This window comes from Methylogaea oryzae (assembly GCF_019669985.1).
GTDB classification, from domain to species: domain Bacteria; phylum Pseudomonadota; class Gammaproteobacteria; order Methylococcales; family Methylococcaceae; genus Methylogaea; species Methylogaea oryzae.
Genome location: NZ_AP019782.1, coordinates 743,293 through 769,597 on the forward strand (window position 1 = coordinate 743,293; position 26,305 = coordinate 769,597).

General features: G+C 62.4%; 17 protein-coding genes. 7 read left to right on the forward strand and 10 right to left on the reverse strand.

Annotated elements, in window-relative coordinates:
* The first annotated feature begins 10 nt into the window (after nt 1–10).
* The 7 genes from K5607_RS03700 (at nt 11) to K5607_RS03730 (ending at nt 7,723) form a co-directional block, all read left to right on the forward strand.
* Nucleotides 11–1,399 carry a cytochrome C gene (locus tag K5607_RS03700; RefSeq protein WP_246598945.1) on the forward strand — a complete coding sequence of 463 codons (1,389 nt, stop codon included), beginning with the start codon at nt 11–13 and terminating at the stop codon, nt 1,397–1,399.
* Between the two features lie 252 nt (nt 1,400–1,651).
* Complete coding sequence (speD, locus tag K5607_RS03705) at nt 1,652–1,984, forward strand: adenosylmethionine decarboxylase (protein WP_217994980.1); 333 nt, start codon at nt 1,652–1,654, stop codon at nt 1,982–1,984.
* A gap of 38 nt (nt 1,985–2,022) precedes the next feature.
* Nucleotides 2,023–3,102, forward strand: a complete 1,080-nt coding sequence (locus tag K5607_RS03710) for a fused MFS/spermidine synthase (RefSeq protein ID WP_221048230.1) — start codon at nt 2,023–2,025, stop codon at nt 3,100–3,102.
* A gap of 8 nt (nt 3,103–3,110) precedes the next feature.
* Entirely contained in the window at nt 3,111–3,950 is an 840-nt protein-coding gene (locus K5607_RS03715) for a hypothetical protein (RefSeq protein WP_221048231.1), read from the forward strand.
* A gap of 61 nt (nt 3,951–4,011) precedes the next feature.
* Nucleotides 4,012–5,526 carry a sensor histidine kinase gene (locus K5607_RS03720; protein ID WP_054773663.1) on the forward strand — a complete coding sequence of 505 codons (1,515 nt, stop codon included), beginning with the start codon at nt 4,012–4,014 and terminating at the stop codon, nt 5,524–5,526.
* Between the two features lie 18 nt (nt 5,527–5,544).
* A complete protein-coding gene (locus K5607_RS03725; RefSeq protein ID WP_221048232.1) occupies nt 5,545–6,237 on the forward strand; it encodes a response regulator transcription factor in 693 nt (230 codons plus the stop codon).
* Nucleotides 6,203–7,723 carry an outer membrane beta-barrel protein gene (locus K5607_RS03730; protein WP_221048233.1) on the forward strand — a complete coding sequence of 507 codons (1,521 nt, stop codon included), beginning with the start codon at nt 6,203–6,205 and terminating at the stop codon, nt 7,721–7,723. The genes K5607_RS03725 and K5607_RS03730 overlap by 35 nt, the downstream gene beginning before the upstream one ends.
* A gap of 78 nt (nt 7,724–7,801) precedes the next feature.
* On the opposite strand, the gene K5607_RS03735 is transcribed toward K5607_RS03730, so the two are convergent.
* The 10 genes from K5607_RS03735 to K5607_RS03780 all read right to left on the reverse strand — a co-directional run bounded on the left by K5607_RS03735 (nt 7,802) and on the right by K5607_RS03780 (nt 25,966).
* Nucleotides 7,802–8,725, reverse strand: coding sequence for a hypothetical protein (locus K5607_RS03735; RefSeq protein WP_221048234.1), 924 nt, complete (start codon nt 8,723–8,725; stop codon nt 7,802–7,804).
* A gap of 121 nt (nt 8,726–8,846) precedes the next feature.
* Nucleotides 8,847–12,080 (reverse strand): efflux RND transporter permease subunit, encoded by a 3,234-nt coding sequence (locus tag K5607_RS03740; protein ID WP_221048235.1) that lies wholly within the window; start codon nt 12,078–12,080, stop codon nt 8,847–8,849.
* Between the two features lie 203 nt (nt 12,081–12,283).
* Entirely contained in the window at nt 12,284–13,876 is a 1,593-nt protein-coding gene (gene bcsG / locus K5607_RS03745) for a cellulose biosynthesis protein BcsG (protein WP_221048236.1), read from the reverse strand.
* An 8-nt stretch (nt 13,877–13,884) separates the two neighbouring features.
* Complete coding sequence (locus K5607_RS03750; RefSeq protein ID WP_221048238.1) at nt 13,885–15,132, reverse strand: hypothetical protein; 1,248 nt, start codon at nt 15,130–15,132, stop codon at nt 13,885–13,887.
* The gene (locus tag K5607_RS03755; protein WP_054773719.1) at nt 15,129–15,497 is read right to left on the reverse strand and encodes a diacylglycerol kinase; all 369 of its coding nucleotides are present in this window, start codon (nt 15,495–15,497) and stop codon (nt 15,129–15,131) included. The genes K5607_RS03750 and K5607_RS03755 overlap by 4 nt, the downstream gene beginning before the upstream one ends.
* Before the next feature lie 11 nt (nt 15,498–15,508).
* Complete coding sequence (locus K5607_RS03760; RefSeq protein ID WP_221048240.1) at nt 15,509–19,282, reverse strand: cellulose synthase subunit BcsC-related outer membrane protein; 3,774 nt, start codon at nt 19,280–19,282, stop codon at nt 15,509–15,511.
* Between the two features lie 3 nt (nt 19,283–19,285).
* On the reverse strand, nt 19,286–21,781 hold the full coding sequence (gene bcsB, locus K5607_RS03765; protein ID WP_221048242.1) for a cellulose biosynthesis cyclic di-GMP-binding regulatory protein BcsB: 2,496 nt from the start codon (nt 21,779–21,781) through the stop codon (nt 19,286–19,288).
* Nucleotides 21,782–21,873: 92 nt separating this feature from the next.
* Nucleotides 21,874–22,725, reverse strand: a complete 852-nt coding sequence (locus K5607_RS03770) for a tetratricopeptide repeat protein (protein WP_156302963.1) — start codon at nt 22,723–22,725, stop codon at nt 21,874–21,876.
* Nucleotides 22,726–22,728: 3 nt separating this feature from the next.
* Complete coding sequence (locus tag K5607_RS03775; RefSeq protein WP_221048243.1) at nt 22,729–23,769, reverse strand: family 8 glycosyl hydrolase; 1,041 nt, start codon at nt 23,767–23,769, stop codon at nt 22,729–22,731.
* A gap of 10 nt (nt 23,770–23,779) precedes the next feature.
* Nucleotides 23,780–25,966, reverse strand: a complete 2,187-nt coding sequence (locus K5607_RS03780) for a cellulose biosynthesis cyclic di-GMP-binding regulatory protein BcsB (protein WP_221048245.1) — start codon at nt 25,964–25,966, stop codon at nt 23,780–23,782.
* Between the last annotated feature and the right edge of the window lie 339 nt (nt 25,967–26,305).

The following is a 26,305-nucleotide window of genomic DNA, read 5'->3' on the forward strand; positions in this document are numbered from 1 at the left end:
GAGGTTGGTTATGTGGGTTGCTTTGGGGGCGCGTCGTCCGCTGGGTTTTATGGGGCTGCTTTGGGTCGGGCTGGCGGGTTTGATGATGGCCGGCGAAACGCAAGCTTTGCCGAGTTTCGCCCGTCAAACCGGTTCCGCGTGCAGCGCGTGTCACGTGCAATCCTTCGGGCCGGGCCTTACGCCGTACGGACGGCAATTCAAGCTGAACGGATATACCTGGAGCAACGGCGAGAGCAATTTGCCGCCGGTTAGTGCGCTGATCGAAGGTTCATTCACCAATACGAAACGGGATAATCCGGCCATCGTTTCTTCGCAGCAACCGGACAAAAACAGCTCCCTGCACAATCGCGGCTACAACGCCAACAATAATTTCGCCTTGGACCAGGCGTCTTTGTTTTACGGCGGCAAGGTGTATGGGAAGGCCGGCGCATTCGTCCAGATGACCTACGATGGCGTGCAGGATCGCTTGGCCTTGGACAATACCGATATTCGTGTGGCGGACCAAGCCACGTTGTGGGGGCAGGATTTGGTGTACGGCGTTTCCTTTAACAACAATCCGTCCGTGCAAGACCTGTGGAATACGACCACCGCCTGGGGTTATCCCTACGCGAGCTCTCGGCTGGCCAACACCCCCGGGGCCGCTCCCATCATCGGCAGTTTCGGCGGCCAGTTGGGCGGCGCCAGCCTGTACACCATGATCAACGATCTCGTGTTCCTGGAAGCGGGCGCCTATGGTTCGTTCAGCAAAAACGCGCAGAAAAGCATGGGCAACTACGATCCCCGGACCGTAGACGGCGGCGCGCCGTACTGGCGGGTCGCTTTGCAAAAGGACTGGAACGGGCACTATTTCTCCGTCGGCCAGTTCGGCTTCCGCGCCAATGTGTTTCCCGATCCCCTCAATCACACCAATACGGATCGATACACCGACCTGGGCGTCGACGCCACGTATCAATATCTGGCGAATATGGACCATATTTTCGAGCTGAAGGGGTCTTATATTAGGGAAAGCCAGAATTTGGCGGCGACCCAGTCGGCCGGCGGCGCGGCAAAATCCAATCAACAGCTCAACGCCGCGGCATTGAACGCGAGTTATACCTACCAGCAAACCTACGGGGTGACGTTCGGTTACAACCGCATCGGCGGTACCAAAGACACGGTGCTGTACGAGAACAATATTTCCAATAAGCCGGCTTCGGAGTATTTCACCGCCGAGGCGAGTTACGTTCCTTTCGGCAAGCATAATTCGACGGCCGCGCCGTGGCTGAACTTGCGCTTTGCCGTGCAGTACGTCGCGTATAACAAATTCAACGGCGGCGACCGCAATGTGGATCCGTCCGGGGTTGCGACCCGAGCCAGCGACAACAACACGCTTTATTTAAACACCTCGCTTAGTTTCTAAAAGGCACTCCCCTCTCGGCCCAGGCGATACTCGCCTGGGCTTCTTTTTTTGTACCCCCCGTTTTGAGGAATATTTTTCGCGATACCGATGCGGCCTTCCATGGTTTTACATACATTTGCAATTCTGGAACAACTTGTCGCATGGGTTTCTTTAAAGTAGACGCACTTCCAGTAAACGTTGATCGACAAAACATAAGGTGGATATATGTCTGTTCATGCTTTAGCAGCAAAAAATAAAAATCCGGCCCTCGGCATGCATATGATCTTGGAGTTGTACGACTGCGAGGCCGGTCAGTTCGACGACGTGCAGTGGGTGGAGCAGGTCATGGTCGGCGCGGCGAAGGCGGCCAATGCCACGATAATCAGCGTGAGTTTCAATAAATTCAATCCGATAGGCATATCGGGGGTGGTTGTGATTTCCGAGTCGCACCTCACCATACACACCTGGCCGGAATATAAATATGCCGCTATCGATATTTTCACTTGCGGCGACGTGCTGGACGGCGACGCCGCCGTCAACTACCTGAAGACCGCCTTCGAGAGCGACCGGATCGACGTTCGCAGGCTGGATCGCGGACAAATTTGATTCGGTAATTTCAATAACCTATTCGGAATGGTGTCTCTATGAATTCATTGCTTATGCCCGCCTTGTCCGGCAAGAGTCAAAAAACCCGGCCGTATTTGCTGCCGGAGTTGCCGCCGGACCGTTACTATGTCGAGGCTCCGACGCCGGAATCGCTGGGTAACGGTTCCCTGATCTTCATCGAAGACAGCGATCCGTTCGACCGCTATACCTATCGTTTGCGGAATATCTTGTACAGCGGCAAAACCGCTTATCAAAACGTATTGATCGCCGATACGGTTAATTATGGCCGTGCGTTGATGCTGGACGGCGCCATTCAAAGCTCGCAGGACGACGAATCCCTTTACCACGAGGTATTGGTTCAGCCGGCAATGCTGCGTCATCCGTCGCCCCGCGACGTTTTGATCATCGGCGGCGGCGAAGGCGCCACGTTGCGCGAAGTGCTGGTGCATCGCTCGGTTAAAACGGCGACCATGGTCGATTTGGATCAAGAGCTGGTCGATTTGTGCCGGGAACACATGGGCACTTGGCACCGCGGGGCTTTCGATGATCCGCGGGTGAGATTGGTCTACGAAGACGGGCGGCAGTTCATGGAGAACGACGATGCCCGTTATGATGTGGTGATTATCGACGTGGTCGACATGCTGGATAACGGGCCGGCGCAAGCCCTGTACACCCGGCAGTTTTATGAATTGCTCAAGCGTCGCCTGCGTCCGGAAGGCATCGTTGCGGTGCAGGGATTGGAGTTCTGCTTCGATGACGCGGCCCCCCATGCCGCCTTGGCGCGCACGTTGCGGACGGTATTCGCCGAAGTGCATTCCTACAGCGCGGCCATTCCCTCATTCCTTTCGACTTGGGGCTTCTTGATCGCTTCCGATTGGTTCCGGCCGGACGAATGGACGGCCCACGAGGTGGACGCGACCATTCAAAGCAAACTTGGCTCGCAGTGGCTTAGCCATCTAACCGGCGATTATCTCAAGAGCTGCTTCAGCTTGTGTAAAGAAACCAAGTTTATGCTGTCGCTCCCTGGTCCGGTTATCGAGGACGGCGTCGATTTGATATTGCCGCCCCACATCGAAGAGGTTGAAAAACCTTACGCGACTTTCCCTATCCCCGGGTGAAGTGATTTATGAGCTTTATCGGCGAGCAAATCGTGCCCGGCATAGTCGTTGACCCGATTGTCAAGGCTTGGCGTATTCAATTCAAGATTGGAATAGCGCCGGGGGAAAATGTTTTACGGAAATTCAATGCTCCGGAGGAATATTTCGCCGTCGCCGAAGAGGTTCCCATCGACGCGCTTATGGCAGCGGACGACAAGGACGGTTTTGTTTTGGCATTCATGCCGTCCGGCCAGATCGACGGCTATCAGCGCATCAATCAGTTGCAGGAATGGGTGGCGTCCGACGGTGTGCCGGTGGAATTGATGCTGCAAAGCGATCGCGTGTTGTGGACGCCGCGGCGGGCTTTTGTTCTGGGCGCCGCGGATCGAGGCGACGACTTGGTTAACTCCCTGGTGACCTTCACTTTTTTCGAGTCGCGTTTAAGCCGCTTGGAGGAAGAAGTATTCGCACTGCTCGGGAAAGTGTCGCACGACAGTCATTTGACGCATCAAGTCGGTCGACGGGATTTGCGCAGATGGTCGGATGTCAACGACATTACTCGCCGGTTATGGTCGTTCCGCGCTTGTTTCGCCGCTATCGAGCCCCGTTTGGAAAAAGCGCCATTATCCCTGAGCGGGCAAGCCAGGCGCTTGTATTCGGAACTGTTTGTGATCGGCGAATTGGCGGATCGCTGCGAGGCGTTGGACGGCCAGTTGGAGGTCCTCGAGGATTTATACGAATCCGCCAACGACCGGCTTTCCGAGTTCAGCTATTTTTCTAAAGAATACCTGCTGGAAGCGATTATCATCGGCGTATTGGCCGTGGATTTGGCGCTCACCATAATCGACTTGTTCGTTATCGGGCACTAAACAGTTCATTGATAGGTTTAAGCTGATTAAATTGCGAAGCCGTACCCCCGTTGTTCTTACCGTGGCGCTTTTTTGCGTCATATTGATCGTGGCGCTTTATACGCTCAGCCTGCTTAACCAGGAAAAACGATTGCTGGCGGAGAGGACGCGGGAGACGCAGAGTAAATCGCTGGCGGTGCTCGCCGCGCAGGTGGAGCGTGTGCTGGACGAGCGGATCGACAAGGCGTTGTCGGTTGTGTTCGTCCAAGGCCGCATTCGGAGCGGCGAATGGACGCTCGAGGCGACTTTCGAAGCGGCGCAAAAGGAAGTGCCCAGCGTCAGCCAACTGGTCGTTTTTAATCCGACGTTTGCTTCGTCGAACAGCGTGCCGCCGTCCGGGCGCGGCGAGCCAAACGGGCTGGTGATGCGGTTGGCGTCCGAGAAATTGGAGCTATTGAGCCACCGCTTAAGCGGCGGCGGCGATATGCCGCGCACCTTCATCGAGAAAGTCGACAACGGCTTCGCGTTGTTCGCATTCCAGCGGGAATCGTTGCCGGCGGCGCAGGCGCGTTGGGTGCTGATTCGTTTCGACTTGTCGGCGCTGCTCAGCGAGAGCGTGGTGCCGTTGATCGACGACGTCGCCAACAGTCTCGACGCCGATATCGAGTTGGACGACCCCGATACCTGGAATGCCGACGACGACGACGGGCCGGACTTTGTCGAATGGCCGTTGCGGCATGTGTTGGGCGGATGGATGCTGGGCCTCACGCCTAGGCAGAACAACGATACCGGCTGGGCGCCCCGGTATGGGGCCTCTACCGTTGGGGTGGCCGTCGCGGTGCTGCTGACGTTGATGCTTGCGATTTATTTCACCTGGAGGGAGCTGCGGCAGGAGCAAGCGGTGGTGGACTTGAGGAAGCAGTTCGTGGCGAATGTGACCCACGAATTGAAGACGCCGTTGGCCTTGATTCGGATGTACGCCGAAACGCTCTACTTGGATCGCGTGCGAGAGCCGGAGCGGACCCGCCAGTATTTGCAGGTGATCGTTCGGGAGTCCGAACGGCTCACGGAAATGATCACCCGCGTGCTCGATTTCACCAGCCACAACCGCGGCGGTTACGTTTATCACCTCAACGATGTCGATCTTGCGGAAACGGTAGAGGGCATTTTGGCGTCCTACGGCTTTCGGGTCGAAGACGCCGGGCTTAAGTTGATCGTGGATATCGCCGACGAAGTGCCGCTGGTGAATCACGACCGTCACGGGATTATGCAGGTGCTGATCAATTTGTTGGACAACGCCATCAAGTACGCGGCTTCCGGAGGAAAAATCACCGTGCGTTTAAGCAGCGACGCCCGCTGGGTTTCCCTGGCCGTCATCGATTCCGGGCCGGGTATTCCGGCCTCCGAAGTGGAAAGGCTGCGTCGTCCGTTCGAGCGGGGACACACGGCGAAAGCCAACGGCGGCGCCGGCTTGGGCTTGGCCTTGGTGGAACAAGTGGTTTGCGCCCACGGTGGGCGCTTGGACATTGAACCGGTGAGTGCCGGCGGCGGCTTGAGCGTGATCGCTCGATTTCCGCTGTCGGTTTCGCGTGGCTAATTGAATAGGTCGATATCAGTGGCGTCTTTGATTTTAGTGGTGGAAGACGATCCGGCCATGTTGGCCGGACTGTGCGATAACCTCGATATCGAGGGGTATCGGTTCCATGCCGCCGGCGACGGGAAAACGGCTCGCGCGTTGTTCGAAAGCGAGATACCGGACTTGGTCATCCTGGACCGCATGTTGCCGGACGTGGACGGGGCTGCGTTGTGCCGCGAGTTTCGACGCAAGAGCGAGAGCCTGCCCATCATCATGCTGACCGCGCGAGGCGAGGAAATGGATCGCGTGCTGGGTTTCGAAATGGGCGCCGACGATTATGTGGTTAAGCCCTTCAGTATCCTGGAGCTGTTGGCGCGGGTGAGGGTGCACCTGAAACATCGGGCGCTGGGCCGGCCGGGCGACGTAACGACGCAGCGGGTCGGCGCGGCCGAAGTCGATTTCGGCACGCATCGGGTCTTGCGCGAGGGCGTTCCTTTGGACATCAGCGCCAAGGAACTCGACTTGTTGCGTTACCTGGTTGAGCGCCGCGGGCAGGTGGTGTCGCGCGACCGCTTGCTGTCGGACGTTTGGGGCTATCGCTCGGATGTCTCCACGCGCACGGTAGACACTTTCGTGGCGCGGTTACGAAAAAAGATCGAGGCGGATCCGTCCCATCCGGCGGTGCTGCTCACGATCCATGGATTGGGCTACAAAATCGTCAGCGATATCTAGGTCGATGTCGCCAAAAGCGTCGGTTCTTCGCGCTTGCCTGTCGAAATCCTTGGCGGCGCTGCTGTTTCTAGCGGCCGTGTTGGCGGCGTGCGCCGCCGAGACGGCTGTCGCGGCCGCCGCGCCAAGCGCCCAATCGTCCGCCAAGCCGGCGGCGCCGCAGGGGCAGGATGACGACGAGGACGACGACGAAGAGGACGACGACGAAAGCGAAGGCCCCGACGATGCGCCCGGCACCAAAGCGCCGGCGCCGGGCGAGGGTGGCGCCATGCCGCTTCAGCCGTCGGCGCAGCCGCCCGCCGAGTCCGTGCCGGTGATACCGGCGCGGCGTTTCGCGGAAATCGAGCGCGCCGAAGGCGAGGGCGAGGAGCGCGGGCCGGGCTTGCTGCAGAAATGGCTGGACGTTCCCGACGGCATGCGCGTCGAAGGCTGGATCGAGGCGGGCGGCGACTGGGTCGCTCACAATGCCAAGAATCGGCCCAATTTCGGCGTTAACGACGGCAATCCCGCCCAAACCGTGGCGCTCAATCAGGCTTATTTGATCGTCGAGAAACCTTTAACGGATGGGACGGACTGGAGTTGGGGATTCCGCTTCGATAATCTGTTCGGCGTCGACGCGGATGTTTTCCGGCCGGAAGGTTTATTGGACAATTCCGTTAGTTGGGGCAAGCCGAGCTGGCTGCCGGTGCAGTTCTACGGCGAAATGCGCGCGCCGTTGGGCGAGGGCGCTTTCGACGTAAAGGCGGGAACGTTCTACGCCCTACAGGGATACGAGGAAGGCATGGCGCCTTATCGCCCGCTTTACTCGACCAGCTATCTCTATAACTTCGCCCGGCCGGCGACTTATACCGGCGTTATGACGACCTGGCGGCCCAATAAGCAATGGGAGATTTATAACGGCTTCATCAACTCGCCGGATCATTGGTTGCAGGGCGGTTGGCATAGTAACTACGCCGGCGGTTTTTCGTTCGATTCCGAGGACGAGAAAACCGAGGTATCCGTTACTTTCACGGCGGGGCCGAGTACTTCGCGGCAATTCATCTTCGACGGGGCGGGCGTTTTTGGCGCGCCTCCCGATCGTTTGGCCAATACTTGGCTGGTGTCGGAAGTGTTGACCCATGAGTTAAGCGATTCGCTGTCGATTTCCCTGGAATTGCTGCAGGGCGTTTCCTCGGGAACGCGCGACGCCGCCGGGGCGGGTTCGTCGGCTTCCCATTGGTCGGGGCAGGGCGGCTGGCTAAGTTACGATATCGGCGACGATTGGGCGGTGATTGTCCGCGCCGACCGTTTGCACGACCCGGCCGGGTCCAGGACGGGATTTAAGGGCGATTTTTACGAGGCCACGCTGGGTTTGCGTTACGAGCCCACGGAATGGTTGATGGTGCGTCCGGAAATCCGCCAGGATGTTGCCTCAGGCGCTCGTCCCTATAGCGACGGCACCAAGGGAAGCCAGTCTAGCGTAGGCCTGGACGTGATGATCCGGTTCTAATTGGGACGCCGGGTTTTTTTCCGCAATCGGCGGGAAAAGCCGGGCTGAGCCGGGGAGCCGGCGCCAGGCTTGCGAGGTTTAGCGGCCGCCGTGAGGCGGCTTGTACAACTCCGTCAAATCGCGTTTTTCCTTGCTTTTGAGCGGATCTTCCGGCGGCGCGTTAAGTTTCAAGCCTTCGCAGGCGTCAATTTGGTCGTTATAGGCGATGGCTTTGGATTCGTACAACGCTTCCAAAATCTTTCCCAATTGCTGTTTGGATACGTTATCGCCCGGCGGCATGACGGTGAGGCAGCGTATGCTCGGGTTATAGGTCAGCCTGCCGCCCACTTTCTTTTCCAGCGTGGTTTGCAGCGTGGAGATGAAAATCTCCGTCGCCCTATGAGACACGTGCAGGGTGACGTAAGGACACTGGCGGGTGCCTCTTTCGAGATTGAGTTCCACCGTATTAACCAGCAGCGGGCCTCGCGCCAGGCGCACATTGGGATTGAATTTGAAGTAAGGCGCCTGGAAAGTGTAGTTTTCCATGGCCAGCGCTTTGGGATTCGTCCAGATCTTCGCAAGGTCGCGCTTGACCGTGTCCAGCGATCTAGGAGGCGGCGTCACGCCGAGTTTATCGGAGGCGATGACGACGTCGTTGAATATGATGGCTTGCATTTTGTAAAGAACGCCGAAAAGCCGAACCATGACGGTGTGGGTAATTGTGCCGGCGAGGGGCGATATAAGTATTCTGCGAGTATCCGCGTTGAATGTGATTTCGCAGTTTTTATAGCTGGCAGATAAGGCCTTGTATAAGTTTGCGATGAATAAATCGGTGGTTTCGTTAATGATGCGGATACTGACGGACTTCGGCATTTGCGTGCCGTCGTCGCCTTGATGGAAATTGGTTAATCGGATTTCGTCGATGAGCGCGACCGTGTCCGGGTCGTTGTTATCGTCTTCGCCGCAAAAATGCACGGTATGGGCTAAAAAACTTCCTTCCGTTAGCGTTTTTGGAGTTCTCATGAGTATAAGCTTGCCGTGTTCGTATTAGTTTATTTTCATACAGACGTCATGGCGGGGTCAAATCGCCGGGATGGCCGTAAATCGGGTTTCGCGGCGTCCGCGCTGCGGCAGCGGGGCGGGGCTACGGCGTTTTCGCGGCGTCAAACCGTCCGAAGCGCAGCAACATTGCCGGTAAAAGTAGCAAATTCAGTGTCGTGGAGGAAAATAATCCGCCGACGATGATGGCGGCCATGGGGCCCATGATCTCCCGGCCCGGATTGTCGCTGTTGACGGCGATGGGCAGCATGGCCAGGGCCGTCACCAGGGCCGTCATCAGGATTGACGGCAAGCGTTCCTGGGCGCCCTGGATGGCGGTGTCGAGGTTCCAGGGCTTGCCCTCCGCTTCCACCAATTGGCGGTAATGGGAGATAAGCATGATGGCGTTGCGCACGGTGATGCCGAACAGCGTGACGAAGCCCACCATGGAGCCCACGGAAATGATGCCGCCGGTCAACAAGGCGGCGATCACGCCGCCCACCAGGGAGAACGGCAGGTTGGCCAAGGTCAGCAGGGTGTGGCGCAGGTCGCCGATGGCGATGTAGACCAGGATCAGCACGCCGGCCAGGGCCAGCAGGGCGTGCAGGATCAGCTCGTTGCGGGCTTTGGCCTGTTCGATGGCGGCGCCCGTCACTTCGGGGTACATGTCCGCGGGAAAAGCGATGTCGGCCAGCAGCTTGCTTTTCAATTCGGTCACGAACGACACCAAGTCGCGCCCCGCCACGTTGCCGGTGATGCTTTGGACCCGGCGCGACCCGCGGTGCAGCACGTTGTAGCGGCCTTCCCCCGCGCGGATGTCGGCCACTTGGCTCAAGGCGACGATTTCCCCTTCCGCCGAGCGCAAGGGCAGCTGTTCCAGGTCGTCCGGGTCTTGCCGCCAGTCGCGCGGCAGGATCACCGCCACGTCGAAGATGCGGTTGCCTTCGTAGCGCTTGCCGACGATTTTCCCTTCGTAGGCGGCCTGGACCGCGTCCAGCACTTGCGCTGGCTTGAGGCCGTAGGACGCGAGGCTATCCAAGCGCAGGCGGATATCCACCGTGGCGGTGCCGGGAGGCGAGCGCAGCTGCACGTCGGTGGCGCCGGGGATGGCGCGCATCAGGTCGGCCACTTGCTGGGCCTTGGCGTCCAGTTCGTCCAGGTCGCTGCCGTAGACATTCACCACCACCGGCGCGGTGTAGCCGGAAATGGTTTCGTCCACCCGTTCGGTGAGGAAGGTGTTGGCCTCGAACAGCAGGCCGGGAAAACGCTTGAGAGTGGCGCGCAGGGCGTCGAGGATGGTCTGCTGCGCTTCGCCCGAGGCCGGCTCCAGCCGCACTTCGTATTCGCTGTAATGGCTGCCGTAGGTGTCGGCGCCCCGCTCGGCGCGGCCGGCCCATTGGGAGGCGGACTGCACGCCGGGGATTTTCAGAAATTCTTCCACCAGCCGGCCGCCGGAGCGCAGGGATTCTTCCAGGGACGTGCCGGACAGGCCGCTGGTGTGGACGATGTAATGGCCTTCGCGCAGCTGCGGCAGGAACTCGCCGCCGAGGAAGGGCAAGGCCGCCAGTCCCAGGCCGCATACCGCCAGGCTGGCGGTGACGGCGGCGCGCGGCCGGCCGGCGACGGTTTCCAGCAGGCGGCGATAGCGCGGCTGCAGCCAGCGGATCAGAGGTGGTTCGCCGTGGGCGGTTTCGAAGCGTTCCAGCAGCAGGTAGCACAGGGCCGGCGTGACGGTGAGGGCGACCCCCAGGGACATGAGGATCGCCAGGATGTAGGAAAAGCCCAGCGGCGCGAACAGCCGGCCGGCCACGCCGGTGAGCATCAGCAGCGGCGCGAACACCAGGGCGACGATGAAGCTGGCGTAGACCACCGAGCCGCGCACTTCCATGGAGGCGGAGAACACCACCTCGGCGGTGGAGCGGACAGGTTCCCCTCTCTCTTTGGGAGAGCGAAGCGAGGGCTGGGGTAGAGTGAGGGGGGGGAAATGGCCATGGCCTGGTTCGGGCTCCCCCTCACCCCAACCCTCTCCCGGGGGGAGAGAGGGCCGGACAGCGGAGGGGGTTGCGGCGGCGCGGCGGTTCTCCCGCAGCCGGCGGAAAATGTTCTCGGTGTCGATGATGGCGTCGTCCACCACTTCCCCCAAGGCGATGGCGAGTCCGCCCAGCACCATGATGTTGAGGTTGATGCCCAGCTCCAGCAGGACGATTACGGCGGCCAGGAGGGACAGCGGGATCGCCAGGGCCGAAATGAAGGCGGTGCGGAAGTTGAACAGAAAGCCGTACAGCACCGCCACCACGAACAGGCCGCCGGCCAGGAGGTGGCCGCCCAGGTTGCGGATGGCGGTTTCGATGTAGTCGGCCGGGCGGAACAGATGGGGGTGGAAGTCGATGTCTTGCTTGGCGAACAGCGTTTCCATGTCCGCCAGCGCCGCTTCCACGGCGCGGGACACGGTGAGCGTGTTGGCGCCGTATTGGCCGATCACCATCATGACGATGCCGGTTTTGCCTTTGATGGCGGCGGCGCTGATGGGCGGCACGGCGCCTTCGGCCACCGTCGCCACATCGCCCAGGGTGACGTTGACGCCGTTCTCGCGCGCCACCACCACCTGGGCCAGGGCTGTGGGGTCGGCCGGTTGTCCCGACACTTGCAGGGTGAACCGTTGATTGGCGTTTTCGACGAATCCCGCGCCTTGCACGCCGGTGGCCTGTTTCGCGGCCAGGATCACCGTTTCCAAGTCCAGCCCGTAGCGGCGCAGCTTGTCCGGCTGAACCTGCACTTGCAGTTGCCGCACGTCGCCGCCGAACACGTTGACGTCGGCCACGCCGGGCACGGCCAGCAGGCGCGGCACCAGGGTCCAGTCCGCCAGGGTGCGCAGCTCCATCAGGCTGCGGCTGGACGAGGTCAGGCCCAGGGTCAGCACCGTGGCGGAGGACGAGGCCAAGGGCACCAGCACCGGCGGCCCTGTGCCGTCGGGCAGGGCGCCGGCCAGCAGGCGCGACAGGCGTTCGGTGACCATTTGCCGGTCCAGGTAGACGTCGCTGCCGTCGTCGAAAATTACGGTGACGATGGACAGGCCCTGGATCGATTCGGAACGGATCAGTTGCAGTCCCACCAAGCCCGACAGGGTCATTTCGATCTGCTGGGTAACGAGGATTTCCACCTGCTCGGCGGAGAGGCCCGGCGCCTCGGTCTGCACGATCACCTGTTTTGGGGCGAACTCGGGGAAGATGTCCAGGCCGGCGCCGTTCAGGCGCAGGGCGCCGTAGGCCAGCAGCAGCGCCGATAGGGCGACGACCACGCCGCGAAAGCGCACGGCGAAACGGACGATGGCCGACAGCATCAGCCCAGCCTGGTCGCGCTTAGTCCGGCTGTGCCGGGCCGGGCGGAGAAAGAGGGGGAAGACGGGCGGCGAAGAAAGGACATCGTGGGCGACGGTTCGGCATGGCGGCTGGGGACACCATTATCGCCGGTAAGCGCGCTTTCGTCGCCGGAACCTGCGTTCCGGCGGTTGGGCACGCTTTGGCCGTCAGGCGCGCGCGGCGGTCACTTGCCCTGGACGAAGTCCATCCAGGCACCGTCCGGCGTCCGCATGGAGTAGCCGGCGCGGGTGCGCACGATAGCTGTTTCCTCGTTTTCCGCGACGAACTCGGTGATCGGCAAGTCCTTGACGTAACCGGCTAGATCCACCGACGGCAGGGCGTAAGGGTCCTGGTTCACGGAACGCGACAGCAGCTCGCTCAGGGCCAGGTAGCTGGAAGGCTGGGTGATTTGCAGCGGCGAAGCGGGCGGCTGCTTCATGCCGACGAATTTCACGCCCACCGGCACCAGGGTGATCTGCGGGCTGGGAATTTCGCGCATGCCGGAGATTTGGATGGCGTCGCCGCGAATGGCGGCGCCGTGTTCCGGCACGAACACCACCACGGCCTGGCGGCCGCTTTTCTCCAGTTCGGTGACGAAACGGTCCAGGTCGCCGAGCAGCTTGTCCACCCGCGGGCGGAACGTTTCCAGGCTGTTGGTGACGGCTTTGCCGCCGGCCAAGCGGTTGCCGTCGTGCAGGGAGATGGTGTTGTAGTACAACGCTTGCGGCGCTGCCGGCTGGCTTTGGCGCTTCTGCCACCAGCGGTTCAACAGGTCGTAGTCGTCGTAGATGGGGGTATCGTCGAAACTGCGTTGGTGCACGGCGGCGCCGAGGGGCCCCAGGGGGGCGATGTTGAGGCCGCCGCTCTGTTGCACGTCCTTGAGGAAGTCGCCGAAGTGGCCGTCGTGGTTCAGCAGCAGCGACGGCTCCAAGCCGGCCGCGGCCAGGCCTTGGAACAAGCCGCATTGGGACTGGGGCGGCTGGTAGAGGCCCTTGTGGGCCTGTTGCCCGCAGGCGCCGCGCAGCAGGCGGATGGCGGCCGGGCCGCTGTAGCTGGCGGCGGAGTTGAAGTTCTTGAACAATACGTCGAAACGTTTCAGCAGCTTCGGGTCGTCGTTCAGGTAGGCCAGATCGTCCCACGCCAGGGAGCAGATGTGCAGCACGATGACGTCGAAGCTGGGGGTGGCTGCCGGCTTGGCGAAGGCGACGCGGCGTTTGCTTTCGTCGTTGTAGAAGCTTTGCAGTCCGGCGCTGAGATCGCCGCCGTCGAAATGGCTGGCCATGGGCGATTGTGCCGCCGCCCCGGCGTCCGGCTTGTCGCATTGGGCCGGCGCGGCGGCCGTCATCGCCGCCGCCGTGCTGGAGGCGTCGTTCAGTTTGCCGAGGGTGGGCATCGCCACGATTGCCACCACCACGAAGCTGCTGAGGCGCAAGCGGCGGCCCAGCAGGGCGGCCGCCAGGCATAGGCCGGCGATGGCGGCCAGCACCTGCAGATTGACGAAGCGGCCCAGCAGTTCCAGCAGATAGGCGCCGCTGAAGCTTTCCAGGTTGGCCGCCTGGGACATGACCCGCGATATGGGCGGCAGCCAGGAATCGTAGTACAGCAGCGCCACGCCGGCCGGCAGGGCGGTCAGCCGGCGCAGCCAGCGCGCCCAGGCGTTTTTTGCCGGCAGCAGCAGCAGCGCGGCGAAGGCCAGGTTTTCCCAGAGGTGGAAGCCGATGTACTTGCCCAGAAACAGGGCCAGTTTGGCGATGAAGTAGTAATTCCAGATGCCCATGATCGCTCTTATGCGTCGGTGACGGGGCCTGCCCCGGTTTTCAGTTTTCGCCGGCCGGCGGCGGCCAGGCCGACGCTGCTGCCGAGTATGGCCAGATTGACGCCGGCCCAGGCCAGGTACAACGACAAAGCGCCGCCGTCGTCGCCGTCCTGGAAATACCAGCGCACCAAGCCCACGGCCCAGCCGCCCAGATTCAAGCCCAGCAGCGCCAGGTAGAGCCGGGACGGCCGCGGGCCGGCGTCGGCGCTGTCATTGTGCGCCGACGCGCCGGAAGCGGCCAGGCTTTGGATCATGCCGTACAGCGTCGTGCCGATGGGATGGCGCGTTTCGCCCCGGAGGCGCGCGCTTGCCACCAGGGCGAGCAGTAGGTGCGGCACGGCGTACAACACGAAAGTGGCGGCGGGGGCGGCGATGATCGGCAGCTCGAAAAACAAATAAGCCAAGGGCGTGCAGAGGAAAGCGAGGCGCGGAAAGCCCCGGCAGAAATCGGCGGCGACGCCGGACGATTCCGGCTGGCCGGCGTATGCGCTTCCCGTGAGGTGCCCGGCGAACTCCCGTCCCACGGTCAGGTAAAAACAGCTCTCGGCGGCCAGCAGGATATAACCGGCCAGCGCCGCTTCGTCGAATCCCATCTCCAGGGTGGCGTCCATGCGCCACCAGCCGTAGCGCAGGCTGGCCAGGGCCGAGAGGGACACCAGGGCGGTCGTCGCCAAGCGGCCAGGCATGCGGCGTATCAGCCAGGCCGCCAGCCACAACAGCAGGGCGTAGGTCAGTTGGTCGCGGTTGCTCAAGGGGATGGTCGCGCCCAGCGCCATCGCTATCGCCGCGAGCACGGCGAACAAGCCGCGCGGCAGTCCGCCGTGGTCCGTGGCGCCGGCGGCAACCTGTTCCAGCACCGACGCGGATTTGTTCCACGGCAGGCCGGCCAGCCATTCTTCCCAGCGGTCCGCCAGGGTCAAGGACAGGCGCAGCCAAGCCGGCAACCGCCACGTCGGATGCGCTGCCTGCTTGGGCTGCGCTTGCTGCGGAGGCAGGATCAGCAACCGCAGCAGCCATTCCAGCTCGTCCCGCGGATTGGATACGCCCAAATGTCGCGCCAAGCGGTTTACCCAGCCGTACGCGGCCGGCCCGCTGGCCGCCGGCACGAAGAACAGCCGCAGCAGCCAGTGCGCCGGGCTATCCGGTTTTTCCACGCCCAGGCTCGCGGCCCAGCGCTGGCGCAGGGACGAACCGGGTGATGCGTACGGGTGATTCATGGCAGCAACAGCAAAGCCCAGGTGACGGCGGCGTTGAGCATGGCCAGCGCCACCGCGGCGCTGCCCATGTCCTTGGCGACTTTCGCCAGGGGGTGGCGTTCCAGCGACACGCGGTCCACGGTGGCCTCGACGGCGGAATTGAGCAGCTCCACGATCAGGATAAGCAATAACGAGCCGATCAGCATGGCCCGCCGCAGGCCGTCGTCGGTTAACCATAGCGCCAGCGGCAACAGCGGCGCCACCAGCAGCACTTCGAGACGGAAGGCCTCCTCGCTGACCACCGCGTAACGCAGGCCCGCCAGGGTGAATCCCAGCGCATCGTAAACGCGGAATAAGCCTTTGCGGATTTTATAGGGGTGGCTCATGGCGTACCGGCTTAGAAATCGTAATAGGGTTTCAAGCGCTTGGGCGGGAACAGTACGGGCTCCTCGCGCGGTTCCCAAGCATAGCGGAAATAGAAGCCGAGATAGTTCGGCGTGTAATAGGGCGAATGCTGCATTTGCCAATGCCCGCCTAGGTACAGTTGCGGCGTGGCTTGGTATTCCACGGCGGCGGATGCGGAATAGCCGAAGGAAGCGCCGTAGCTGCCTTTGTAAATCGGGTTCGTGTAGCCCTTCGGCAATACCTGCGTGGCCGCCAGCGCCTGCAAGGTGTCGCTGGTGGGGTAGAAGTCCGCGTTTTCCTCATAGGAGGCGGCCCAGGTGATCGCACCGCGCACCTGGTAGGAGAATTTGCCCACGCGGCCCGAGCCCTGCACCGGCAAGGACACCGATTTGTAATCCTGCGGGCTGTAATAGCCGCCGTGGCCGTAGGTGTAATAGCGCTGGTTTTCCTCGAAGCGCCAGTGCATCAACGCCACGCCCGCGGACAGCCGCATATTGGGCAGGGTGAGCAGCGCCAGCTCGGCGCCGGTGCGCACCATCACTTCTTGGTTGGCTTTGACGTTGGTGCCGTTTAGATAGTGGTAGACGCCCTGGGCGAATAGGGTCACCGGACCCCAGTCGTAGCCGACGTAAACTTCCGGTCCGGTTTTTTTCACGCCGCCCCAAACGGCGCCGGTAACCGGGTCGCGGGCTCCGGCGTAGGACGTGAGGCTGGTGGAAACCGGCCGGCGGGAAAAGTCGGCCGACCAGAACAAATCGCCGATCGATCCGGTGTTCTTGATGCCGCCCACCCAGTAGCTGATGGGGAAGCCCTGCGGCGAAGAGCCCAGGTCGACGCGCCAGTTGTCGCTTTCGTAGCCGGCGCCGAAGGCCGTGCCCGTGGCCAGTTCGTGGGCTTTGCCTTGCAGGTTGTTGGCGCCGTAGGCTTGCAGCTTGCCGAAGAGGGCGGCGGTGTCGTAGTTGTATAGGGGCAGGCGGCCGGCGTCCACCGTCGATTGGTCCACGTGGGCGAACCAATGGCCGCGGTAGCCGTCGGCGAAGCGTATATACATGGGGACTTCGGTGTTGGATATCTGGGAAATGCCCGGATCGCCGGTACGGGTGCGTTGGTCCCAGCCCGTGCTGAAGTAGCCGTAGCGGCGCAGCTGTATGTCGTCCATGGCCTCGCTGGCGGACGAGCGGGGCGCTTCCTCGCCGCCCGCTTCCGCGGCGGGGACAGGCGTTTCCACCGCTTTGGCCTGGGCGAACAGGGACATGGCCGAGTCGTAATTCTCCGCGGCCCGTTCGGTGTAGCCCATTTGCAGCAGCGTGTTCTCGTCGCCGGGAAAGCGCTGTCCGAGGTCTTTCAGCAGTCCCCGCGCCTCGTCGTACTGTTCCTGGGAGGTATAGCGGCGCGCCAGGGACAAACGCGTGTCTTTGTCTTCGGCGGGAACGGTTTGCCGCAGGTTTTCCAGCTCCCGCAGGGCCAGGGCTTTCTCGCCGCTTTCCCACCAGATCTTGGTTTGGGCGATGCGCGCGTCGTGGTAATCGGGCTGGATTTCGATGGCTTGGCTGAACAGGCGGCTGGCGGCCTGGGTGTCGCCGCTCTCCGCCAGCAGCTCGCCCTCGGCGGTAAGCAGACGCGCGTCTTGCGCTTGCTGCTTCATGGCCGCTTCCAGCAGTTGGCGGGCTTCGTCGTTGCGCTGCTGCCGCCGCAAGGTATCGACCCGGCGCATCAGCACGGAGCGGTGCAGCCCCTGCAAGGATAATTTCTGCGCCGCGCTGAGTTTGGCGCTGTCGTCGATTTTTTCCAGCCAAGCGGTCAGCTCGCTGTCGCGCTTGGCGGTGTCCAGCAGGTTGGCGTAGGCCAGGCGCTGCTCCGCCGTAATCGGTCCCTTGCCCAGCAATTGCCGGCCCAATTCCAGGCCTCTTTGCGCCTCGCCGATGCGCAGCCAGGCCGCCGCCGCTTCCCAGCGCAGATCGGCATTGTTTTCCGCCAGGGCTTCCGCGTCTTCCAGCATCTGCCGCGCGGCTTTCTTATCCTTGGCGAACAGCGCCTGGGCCTGCTTGCCGCGCAGGCGTATGGTCAACTGGCGCGCCAGGGTGCGGGTGGACGCGTCTTCCTTGTCCTCCGGGATGCGCGACAGCGCCTCCAAGGCGGCCGCTTCGTCGTCCAGGCCGGACAGGAACAGGGCTTGGGCATAGGCGTCGGTGGGATCGCCGCCGCCCTGTGCCATCAGGCGCCGGCCGCCTTCCACGTCGCCGCGGCGGGCGTAGAGACGCGCCAGGTCGTAACGCAGCCAGCTGGCCTTGGGATAAAGCCGACGGCTTTCCTCCAGCAGCGACAGGGCGGCTTCCGGGCGGTTTTCCGCCAGCAACCGGTCCGATTCGTCGCGGATGACGCCGGCGGCCACGTCGGCCAGGCTGTCCGCTTGGCTGGGGTTGGCTTTGATGACGTCTTCGACGAAGCGCCGCGCTTCCCGCGATTGGCCGGCTTTGCTCATCAGCGTGGCCAAGCCTTTGACCGCCCGGTAATTGGCCGGATCGGCCTTGAGCACGGCGCGGAACAGAGGTTCGGCGGCGGCGGCGGCGTTGTTGCGTCCGGCGTGAATCTCCGCCTGGGTGGCCATGGCGTCGGGATCGTTGGGGCGCAAGCGCAAGGCTTCGCGGACTTTCTCCTGCGCTTCGTCGACGCGCTCCGCCAGCATCGCATCGTCGGCTTGTTTGATCCATTGGGCCACATGGGCGTCGGTGATCATGTCGCGCCAGCCCTTGGCGCCGGCCGCATCCATGCGGGCCGCCTGCTGGAACAGCTCGACCGCCTCCTGGTAACGGCCTTGCCGCAGCCGCAGCATGCCCAGGTTGCCGATGTTCTCCGGCTTTTCCGGATGTTCCCGGGCCAGGTTTTCCAGGGTGTTCGCCGCGCCGGTTTTGTCGCCGGCGTCGTATCGCTGCCAAGCCGATTTCCGCGCCATGATTTGCGGATCGCTGGCTTGGGCCAGCAGCTTCAGCACCTCTTCGTCGTTGGGGTCCTGCGCCAGGAATTCTTTATAAAACGGGATGCTGTCCGGGTCCGTGGCCAGATAACTCAGGCCGCTGCGCCAGAGCGCCAACGCGTCTTTGCGGCTGACGTCCTCGCGCTTGACCAGGTCGACGGCCATGCGGATGCCTCGCGGCAGGGTGGCCGGACTGCCGAAGTAATGCTCGGCCAGGGCCATCAGCGGACGCGGGTCGCCGGGCATTTGCTTGACCAGGCGTTCCAAGCCGGCCTGGGCTTCGGCCTGGCCTTTGGCCGTGCTGTCGATGATGCTGTAGTAAGTGATGCCCAGTTCGCCTTCCGGCGCGCCGTTGGGGAACAGCTTGCGTAATTCGGCCACGGCTTTTTCGCGGTCCTGCTGATTGGGGCGCGATAGCAGGGTCCGCACCGCGCCCATGCGGAAGCGGTCGGTGGTGGCGATACGGTAGGCGTCGGCCAGCTGGCGGGTGGCAGCGTCATTGGGATGGGCGGTTTGCAGTTTCTGCAGCCATTCCTGGGCTTGCTTGAAGGCGTTGCCGTTCAATTCCAGCATGCCCAGGGCCAGCAGCACCTGGGGATTGTCCGGCTGGATGCGCAGGGCTTTTTCCAGGGCGTTGCGCGCAAGGTCGGCGCGCAGCTTGGTGTTCCACAAGCGCGCGCTGGCCAGAAGCTCGGCAACGGCGGGGTCTTCCGCCGGCGGGGCGGCATGGCCGGCCAAGCTCAGGCTCAGCAGCAGCCATCCGCTTAAATGTCGCCATCGCAATCTCGCCATGGCTTATTCCGGCGATTTTGAGCGGGAAACCCGTCGTTGCGCCCAGTACGCCAGGAAGGCCAGCAGCAGGCTGCCGGCGATGCCGGCCAGGGCTAGGAGCAACGGGTGTTGGGCGCCGTGGTAGCGCAGCCAGTTTTTGCCCGGCAGATTGCCCAGGTAGTAGACGTCGCCGACGCGGAAGTCTTCTACCAGGCCTTGGCGGATGAAGACGACGTTCTTATTGATGCGGCTGGCTTGCCCTTCGTCTTCCATGGCTTGGATGATGGTTTCGGCCATGTCCGATTCCGTGCCCATCAGCGCGACCACGGTGCGGCCCGATTCCAGGGGCGACTGGAAGGACACCAGCGCCGCCATGGGGCCTTCGCCATCCAGGATGGCGCTGCCGTTTTCCGCTTGGCGATCCGCGTCCGGGTCCAGCAGGGCGCGCATGGACGACATGGCGCCGACGGGGATGTTGCGCCGGTTGGGCCCGACCACGGCGGGGAAGTGGTCTTCCCAGCGCGTCAGCAAGTCCTGGCTGGACGAGGCGTTGATCACCAGGATGTCGCTGTCGCCGGCGTCGGCGATTTTGTCGGTGGTCAACAGGTTGAACGCCAGGGCCGGTATGCCGGTGAACTTGCCCATGTGGCCCATCAGGGCCAGGAAGGTTTCCATATCCACGGAAGTGGGCCGTTCCGGCAGCGCGATGGTGGTTTCCGCCAAGTCGGCGTACTTGGTGAACGGGAAGCCGTTGTTGACGAACAGTCCCAGGTTGGGCATGGCCGTGTAATGGGGCATGTTGGTCAGGTCGATGGTGGAGTCCGCATCCAGCGCGCCGTGCACGTTGGACAGCGGCCGCCCGGAACAATGGTCGCCGCCGCTCTGCTTGTCGTCGAAGATGAAACGGAATTGCAACCGGTTTTTGCCGCCCATTTGGAATTTTGGCGAGAGCGACGCCTGTTTCCGCGTGCCGCCGCTCTGTTCCCACAAGGGGATCGCAAAACGGCCGTTTTCGATTTCGGCGCCGTCCGGCTTGAGGCGGAAGGCGTGGACGAAACGGTTGTTGAGGCTCACGTCCAGGGTGGAACCGTCCAACTGGGCGGGGGGAGTATAGCGGTATTTCAGGTCGAGGCGCGCCCCTTGGCTTTGTCCGTCCCAAAGGTCGGGGGGCATGCGCAGGTTGATTTGGATGGGCGCCGGCGCGTAGCCCTCCACTTGCAGTTTCGCCGCGTCGTCAACCAATTCGCCGAACTTCACCGGCCGGTCGGTGGGCAGCCAATTGGGCGCATCGTAGGGACGGCGGCGCGGCGGGTATTCCACCTGACGCACGGTGGTGCTTTCGCCGCTGAACAGGGCGTGGCTGAGCACCAGGGCGTCGGCGGCGGTTTTCAAGTCGGTTTCGTCGCGTCCGAGCACCAGCAACAACTTGATCGACGGGTTATTGGGGTGGGACGCCATGGTCAGCGTCGGGGCTTCCACCTGCGGCAGGTCCAGGCCGGGAATTTGATCGTTGTTGGTGGCGAAAACCAGGGCGTGGCGTTCGGGCAGGGCGTTGCGGGTGACCGGGAAGCGCAAGGTGCGGTAGTCCGCCATGGTGCCGAACCAGGAGGCCACCACGCCGGCGGTGCGCAGGACGGCGGTGCTGGGGCGGGCGGCGAAGACGAACGGCACGGTCATGGGCCGGTTGTCGCGCGGGTCGAAAAACGGCGCCGGCAATTGCGCCAGGTCGTTGTATACGCCCAACGGTCGCATCGACAGTTCCAGTCGGCTTTGATTGCTGATCGTGGCCCAGATGCTGGAGTGGCGAGGGTCTTCGCACTCTTTGGAATAGTGGCCGATCAGTTGGAAGCTCAACTGGTTGAAGTCGCTGAAATACAAGGGGTCCAGAACGATTTCCCGGTGTTGCTCCTGACCGTCCTCGCTTTTGCTCAAGGGGATGGTCGCGGCCAATTCGCCGTTCAGGGTGACTTTTATGTGGGATACGTCGGGCAGCAGCGCGGGGGAGCTGGTGTAGCGCAGCAGCAGGCGGGCGCGCGTGACCATTTCGTCGCGGCGCATGCCGATGGAAAGGCTGCTGCTGGCGTTCATGCCCTGCAATTGGATGGACTCGGCGAAGCCCAGGTTTTTGAAGTCGTACTCGGTCTTCCGCACCTCCACCTGGGGGGCGGCTTGGGCCGTACCGGCGGCGGGCTCCTCTTTTACGGCTTTGGCGGGGGGCGCGGAGGGCTGCGGCGCCGGTACGCCCCAGGCGGGCGCCAGGCCGCCCAGCATCCACAGGCAGGGCAGCAACAGGGCGGTTTTGATCGGGCGGCGCAGCGACGCGGCGGTGCGCGGCAACAGGGCGCCGAGTCGGTCGATCGGCTGGGGGTGTAGGTCGGGATTGCCGGTCCATAGCGCCTGGATGGGCGTGAACCATGGGAACCCGGCCTTGGCGCCTTCCGCCGGGACGGACGGAAAACCGGCGCCGGGCGAATTTTTTGCAAAACCGTTGCCAATATGCAGAGAAGATCGGCTTTTCATTAGGGACATCGCTATTTTTGCGAAAACTAAAGGCTGTTTATTGGTCCGTTGCGCGCTTGCATCATGGGCCGGAAATCCGGCAACTCAGGGCTCTACTGCCTCACTCGGGCCACCGCGTTTTGCAACCATGCACGGCCGCACGCCGATGCGGGTAGCCGCCAGGCGTCGAGCACTCGGCGACAGTCGCTTTCTTTTTCCTGATTGGCGCGGACTTCCTGGCGATACAGGGTGTCGGCGTATAGCGGGCGAACCTCGCTGAGCCGGTAGCCTTTGTCGATCAGCTGTTCCAGCAAATTGGACGCTTCGCTGTACTCGCCCCGCCGGTAATGGACCACGGCCAAGCCCCAGAGCGCTTCGCGCGCGTGGGGTCCCTTTTGTTGGGCGAAGGCTTGAAATAGGGCGGCGGCGCGTTCCAAGTCGCGGTGTCTGAGCGCTTTCCAGGCTTTTTCCACGCTGTCCGCGCTGGTCAGGGACAATTCCTTCGGCGGCGGGAACATCTCGGCTTCCGAGGCGCGAATGGGGGCGGCGGTTTCGACCGGGGTATGGGATACGGCGGGGGCCGCGTCGCTGCCCGGGTTTCGGCCGATCTGGAACAATATTTCCGATTTCTCGGCCGCGGCCGTGACGAGGGCGCGGTTGTAGCCGCGCGCCTTCAGCTGGCCCAGCAGTTGGTCGATGTCGCGCGAATCGTCGATGGCTTCCGTTTGGATGGCGGTCTCTTTGCCTTTGCGCACCAGTAGCAGGGGTAACGAAGTGACCTGCGCCAAGCCGGGCAAGGCGCGGCGGGCTTCCTCCAGCGTGGGCAGCAGCGCGGCTTGCACCGCGACGGGCACTATCGGCACTTGCGGTATTTGCGAGGCTTGCGGCGGTTCGGCGGCCTGCGCCGTCGCAAGCGCCAGGCAGGCACCGATCAACGCTGGCGATGTGCTGCGGCCTGCGAGCATGGATCAGCGCGGCGCTACGGCGAGCAGGTAAAGGCTATAGGCATAATAGCCGTCCGGATCCCAGGCTATTTGCTTGTCGGCGGTTTCCCGCAGCTTTTTCGCCTCTTCCCCGCGGCCGAGGCGTTCGGCTAAGCGGCTGGCGATAGCGTAATAGCCGGCGGACGCTTCGTCCTTGGAGGCGGTTTTGCCGTCCAGGCCGTACCAGGGGGCCAAGCGCTTGTCCTTGCGGTAGCGTTCCAGCAATTGTTCGCCGCCGCACGGGGATTGATAGGGCTCCAGCCAATCGGCATACAGGTATACCCGTATGGCTTCGTAGCCGAAGTGCGCCGGGTGGCCTTCGTCGGTGCCGGCCTTGCCCTTGCGCACCGCCAGCCAGTCGGCCGGCAGGCCGGACGGGTTGTCGCAGGCCGCTTGCCATAACGTCGCGCCGCCTTGTTCGACTTTTTCCCAGAAGGCTTTGTCGTCCAGCTCGCCCATGGCGCGGTAGGCGCTGGGTATCTGGTAGGCGGGATTGAGCACCAGGCCGCCTTTTTCGTCGGCGTAGCCGTAGTAGCCGGTCAGCAAATAGCTGATCCCTTGTTGCTCCGCCGCGACGTTTTCCCGGAGCGCCTTGGCGAGCCGCCGCGCTTCGTCGGTGTAGGCGGGGGCTTGCCAGCGTTGGCCGGCGCGGGCCAGGGCGAAGGCCACCAGGAGGTCGCCGTCGCTGGCGGTGTTGTAGTCGATGACGTTCCACTGGCCGTTGGGGCGCTGTCCCCAGTTCCAGGCCAGCAGGCCGTCCCTGCGTGCCTGGAGATTATTGCGCGTCCAGTTCCACAGCGTGTCGAACAGACGGCGGTCGTTGAAACGTTCGGCCAGCAACATGCCGTAGCCTTGGCCTTCCGAGTGGCTGACGCGGCTTTGGTATATGTCGATCACCCGCCCGTCCTGGCTGATGAAGTGCTGCTTATAGTGTTCCCACGCCTTGGCCGGGGCGGAGTCGTCGGCGGTTGCGCTATGCATGGCGAGACACAAGCCGAGGCCGAGCAGGATTTTTGACTTTGCCATGCTAGTTTCCTTATTCCGTGGTGCCGAGCCGTTTTGCGCGATGCCGCTTGAGCATCAGGTAAATGACCAGCGACAAGAGCAGGGTGACCGTCGTCAAGGCGATGATATAAAGCCAGGGATAGGAAGTCAGGTAGAAGTCGACGGTGGAAATGGCACCGCTCTTGCCGGTGGTGAAGTGGTTGCCGGTGTCCATCGAGTGGGCTTTGACTTCCCAGCCGTCGCCGTAGCGCTGTTGCCGGCGTTCGTCGTAGTCGAAGTCGACCAGCAGCAGGTCGCCGCGCGTGGCGCTTTGCAGGCCGCCGTCCCACAGGGTTTCGCCAAGCCTCGCCAGGCCGGCGTAGGACGGCGACGTGAGCACCATGGCCGTCCGCCCTTCCTTGTAGGGGGACTGCATTTGCATGATGAGGCCCTTGTCTTGGCCGATGCCGCTTTTCTGCGTGCTGAAGGCGAGTGCGGAGGCTTCGTCGGCGCTTTTGAACACGGGGTAGGGTATTTTCAGCTTTTCACCCAGGGTAATGGGCGCGTGTTCCTGCACCGCGGGGGGCAGGGTGTCGGTGCGTCCGATGACGATCAGTTCGTCGCTGATTTGTTCGTCCGGCTCGGTGCTGACCTTGATGCCGAACAGCGGGTAGCCGTTCTTCTGGCTCATGAGCGAGATCAGATTCATCATGGTCGACGCCACGCCATACTCCGGCTGGGTGAGCAGGAAGGTGGTCTCGAAGCCGTCCGGCCAGCGGGTGAAGGGGAAGGCGTTGACGAAGAACAGGTCCATCCTGGGCAGCTCGATGCGGTGCGGCATTTGCGGGAACAGCAGCGAGGAGGATTTATACAGCGTGACGAGCAAGCCTTCCGACTGTATGAAACTGCAGAAGTCGTTGTGTACCGGCGTCAGCACCGTCTTGAACGACAAGTTGTTGGTGCCGGCGCGGAACAGGTAGGTGGGGACGCTGACTTTGTAGCCCGTGATGAGCGCGCCGTGGACATTGTCCAGCAGCAGGGAGCTGATGAAGACCCCGTTGAGGTACAAATTCAAGGTCGAATTGGTCGCCATGCCGGCGGCATAGGCGAAGTCGAGGTCCAGGTCCACGTGCTGGTTGGGCGAAATGGCGAAGTCCGACGGCAGGCGGAAGCTGAAGCCTTTTTCCTGGGGACTCAGTCCGACGATGGTCACGTCGTCGAAGCCCAGCTTATGGAACGGGTATTTTTCCCCGGGCACCAGGGTGTCCTTGCCTGTGTACTGCTGGATTTCAGGCATGGAGAATTCGCTGACCTGCATCTCGTCGGAGTTGGGCAGGGGGGTGGACAGTACGTCGAAGGACTCCGCCGCCAGCTTCAATTGCTCGCTGTTCAAGCCGCTGACGACGACCAGCGCGTGGGTCTTGTCGGGGCCGCCCGCGTTCTGGCCCTGGGCGCCGGCCGATATCGGCATGTGGTAAATCTTCAATACGGGGCCGGATACGTCCAGCGTAATTCCCTGTTGGCGCAGGAAGGCTTCCACGAAAGGCTTTTCGCCGATGAGGATGTTGTCTCGGCCGGCGCGCAATTGGTCGGATACGGAAAAATCCACCGGCCGGTATTCAAAACGCAAGCCTACGCCGGAGGCGACGATGCCGGCGGGCGTCATGGCGGCGCCCGAGACGCCCTCGGTGATCATGTGGACTTGGCCTTTGGGAATGATGGCCGGGTCGAACAGCAGATCGGCGATGGTGGACACGGCCAGCGGCAGGGGCTGCCAGTCGTATTCCAGGTCGAGCATGGCCTCGCCCAGTTTCACTTGCGTCCACAATTCGGGGGCGCAGGGGAATTCGCAACCCAGGGTGTAGTGCTGGGCGATGCTGAAGCCCAGGCGGTTGTAGCCGGCTTGCAGGAGCTCCAGCGGCAGGTCGACTTTGACCGCGCTTTCCGGTGCCAGGGGGTCCAGCGGTAGCTGGGTTATGGCCGAGCCGTTCACGTGCACCGACAGTTGCGAATTGGCTTTTATCAGGGCGGAAGAATTGACGTAGCTGAATCGCAGCGTGGCCTTGCGTACTTTCCAGCGCTTGGGGATGGGCAGCTGCAATTCGTGCGTTGTGCTGTAACAACGGAAGTCGACGTTCTTCGCCGCCGTGAATTTGTGAAGCGGTAGGCTTAGGGTTTCGGCGTGGACGGCTTGGCCGATGAGCAGCCCCAGCAATGCGAGCAGGATACGGATGGTCATTGTTTTTGTTTTTTGTTGGTTTGTGATCTATATCACGTCTCTCTCGGAGTATACGCCTCCTTGCGCGAACCTCCATTCAGTTTTATTTATGAGATAGCGTCCGTTCGGGTTGTTTAAATTCAGTTAATTTTTCTTTAACAAACAGTGGGTTCCGGTGGCGATCAACGACAGGGCGGGCGCGATGGCATGGAGAAACCGCAAGTAGGCGCCATGGATTCTCTGGCGCGGGCGGCCCGCGCCGGCGTGCCGTATCGATAATGCGGGTCGGTGGGCCGATGGCTTTTGCGATAAGCTTTCCGCCGGTTTGTGCATCATGGTACAAGTTTCTCCGGCTTCGCG

Coding starts and splice junctions, on each gene's coding strand:
- K5607_RS03715 (WP_221048231.1), top strand. CDS start 3,111: ATGAGCTTTATCGGCGAGCAAATCGTGCCCGGCATAGTCGTTGACCCG.
- bcsB (WP_221048242.1), bottom strand. CDS start 21,781: ATGAAAAGCCGATCTTCTCTGCATATTGGCAACGGTTTTGCAAAAAAT.
- K5607_RS03750 (WP_221048238.1), bottom strand. CDS start 15,132: ATGAATCACCCGTACGCATCACCCGGTTCGTCCCTGCGCCAGCGCTGG.
- bcsG (WP_221048236.1), bottom strand. CDS start 13,876: ATGGGCATCTGGAATTACTACTTCATCGCCAAACTGGCCCTGTTTCTG.
- K5607_RS03700 (WP_246598945.1), top strand. CDS start 11: ATGTGGGTTGCTTTGGGGGCGCGTCGTCCGCTGGGTTTTATGGGGCTG.
- speD (WP_217994980.1), top strand. CDS start 1,652: ATGCATATGATCTTGGAGTTGTACGACTGCGAGGCCGGTCAGTTCGAC.
- K5607_RS03780 (WP_221048245.1), bottom strand. CDS start 25,966: ATGACCATCCGTATCCTGCTCGCATTGCTGGGGCTGCTCATCGGCCAA.
- K5607_RS03755 (WP_054773719.1), bottom strand. CDS start 15,497: ATGAGCCACCCCTATAAAATCCGCAAAGGCTTATTCCGCGTTTACGAT.
- K5607_RS03770 (WP_156302963.1), bottom strand. CDS start 22,725: ATGCTCGCAGGCCGCAGCACATCGCCAGCGTTGATCGGTGCCTGCCTG.
- K5607_RS03710 (WP_221048230.1), top strand. CDS start 2,023: ATGAATTCATTGCTTATGCCCGCCTTGTCCGGCAAGAGTCAAAAAACC.
- K5607_RS03775 (WP_221048243.1), bottom strand. CDS start 23,769: ATGGCAAAGTCAAAAATCCTGCTCGGCCTCGGCTTGTGTCTCGCCATG.
- K5607_RS03735 (WP_221048234.1), bottom strand. CDS start 8,725: ATGAGAACTCCAAAAACGCTAACGGAAGGAAGTTTTTTAGCCCATACC.
- K5607_RS03760 (WP_221048240.1), bottom strand. CDS start 19,282: ATGGCGAGATTGCGATGGCGACATTTAAGCGGATGGCTGCTGCTGAGC.
- K5607_RS03730 (WP_221048233.1), top strand. CDS start 6,203: ATGGATTGGGCTACAAAATCGTCAGCGATATCTAGGTCGATGTCGCCA.
- K5607_RS03740 (WP_221048235.1), bottom strand. CDS start 12,080: ATGCTGTCGGCCATCGTCCGTTTCGCCGTGCGCTTTCGCGGCGTGGTC.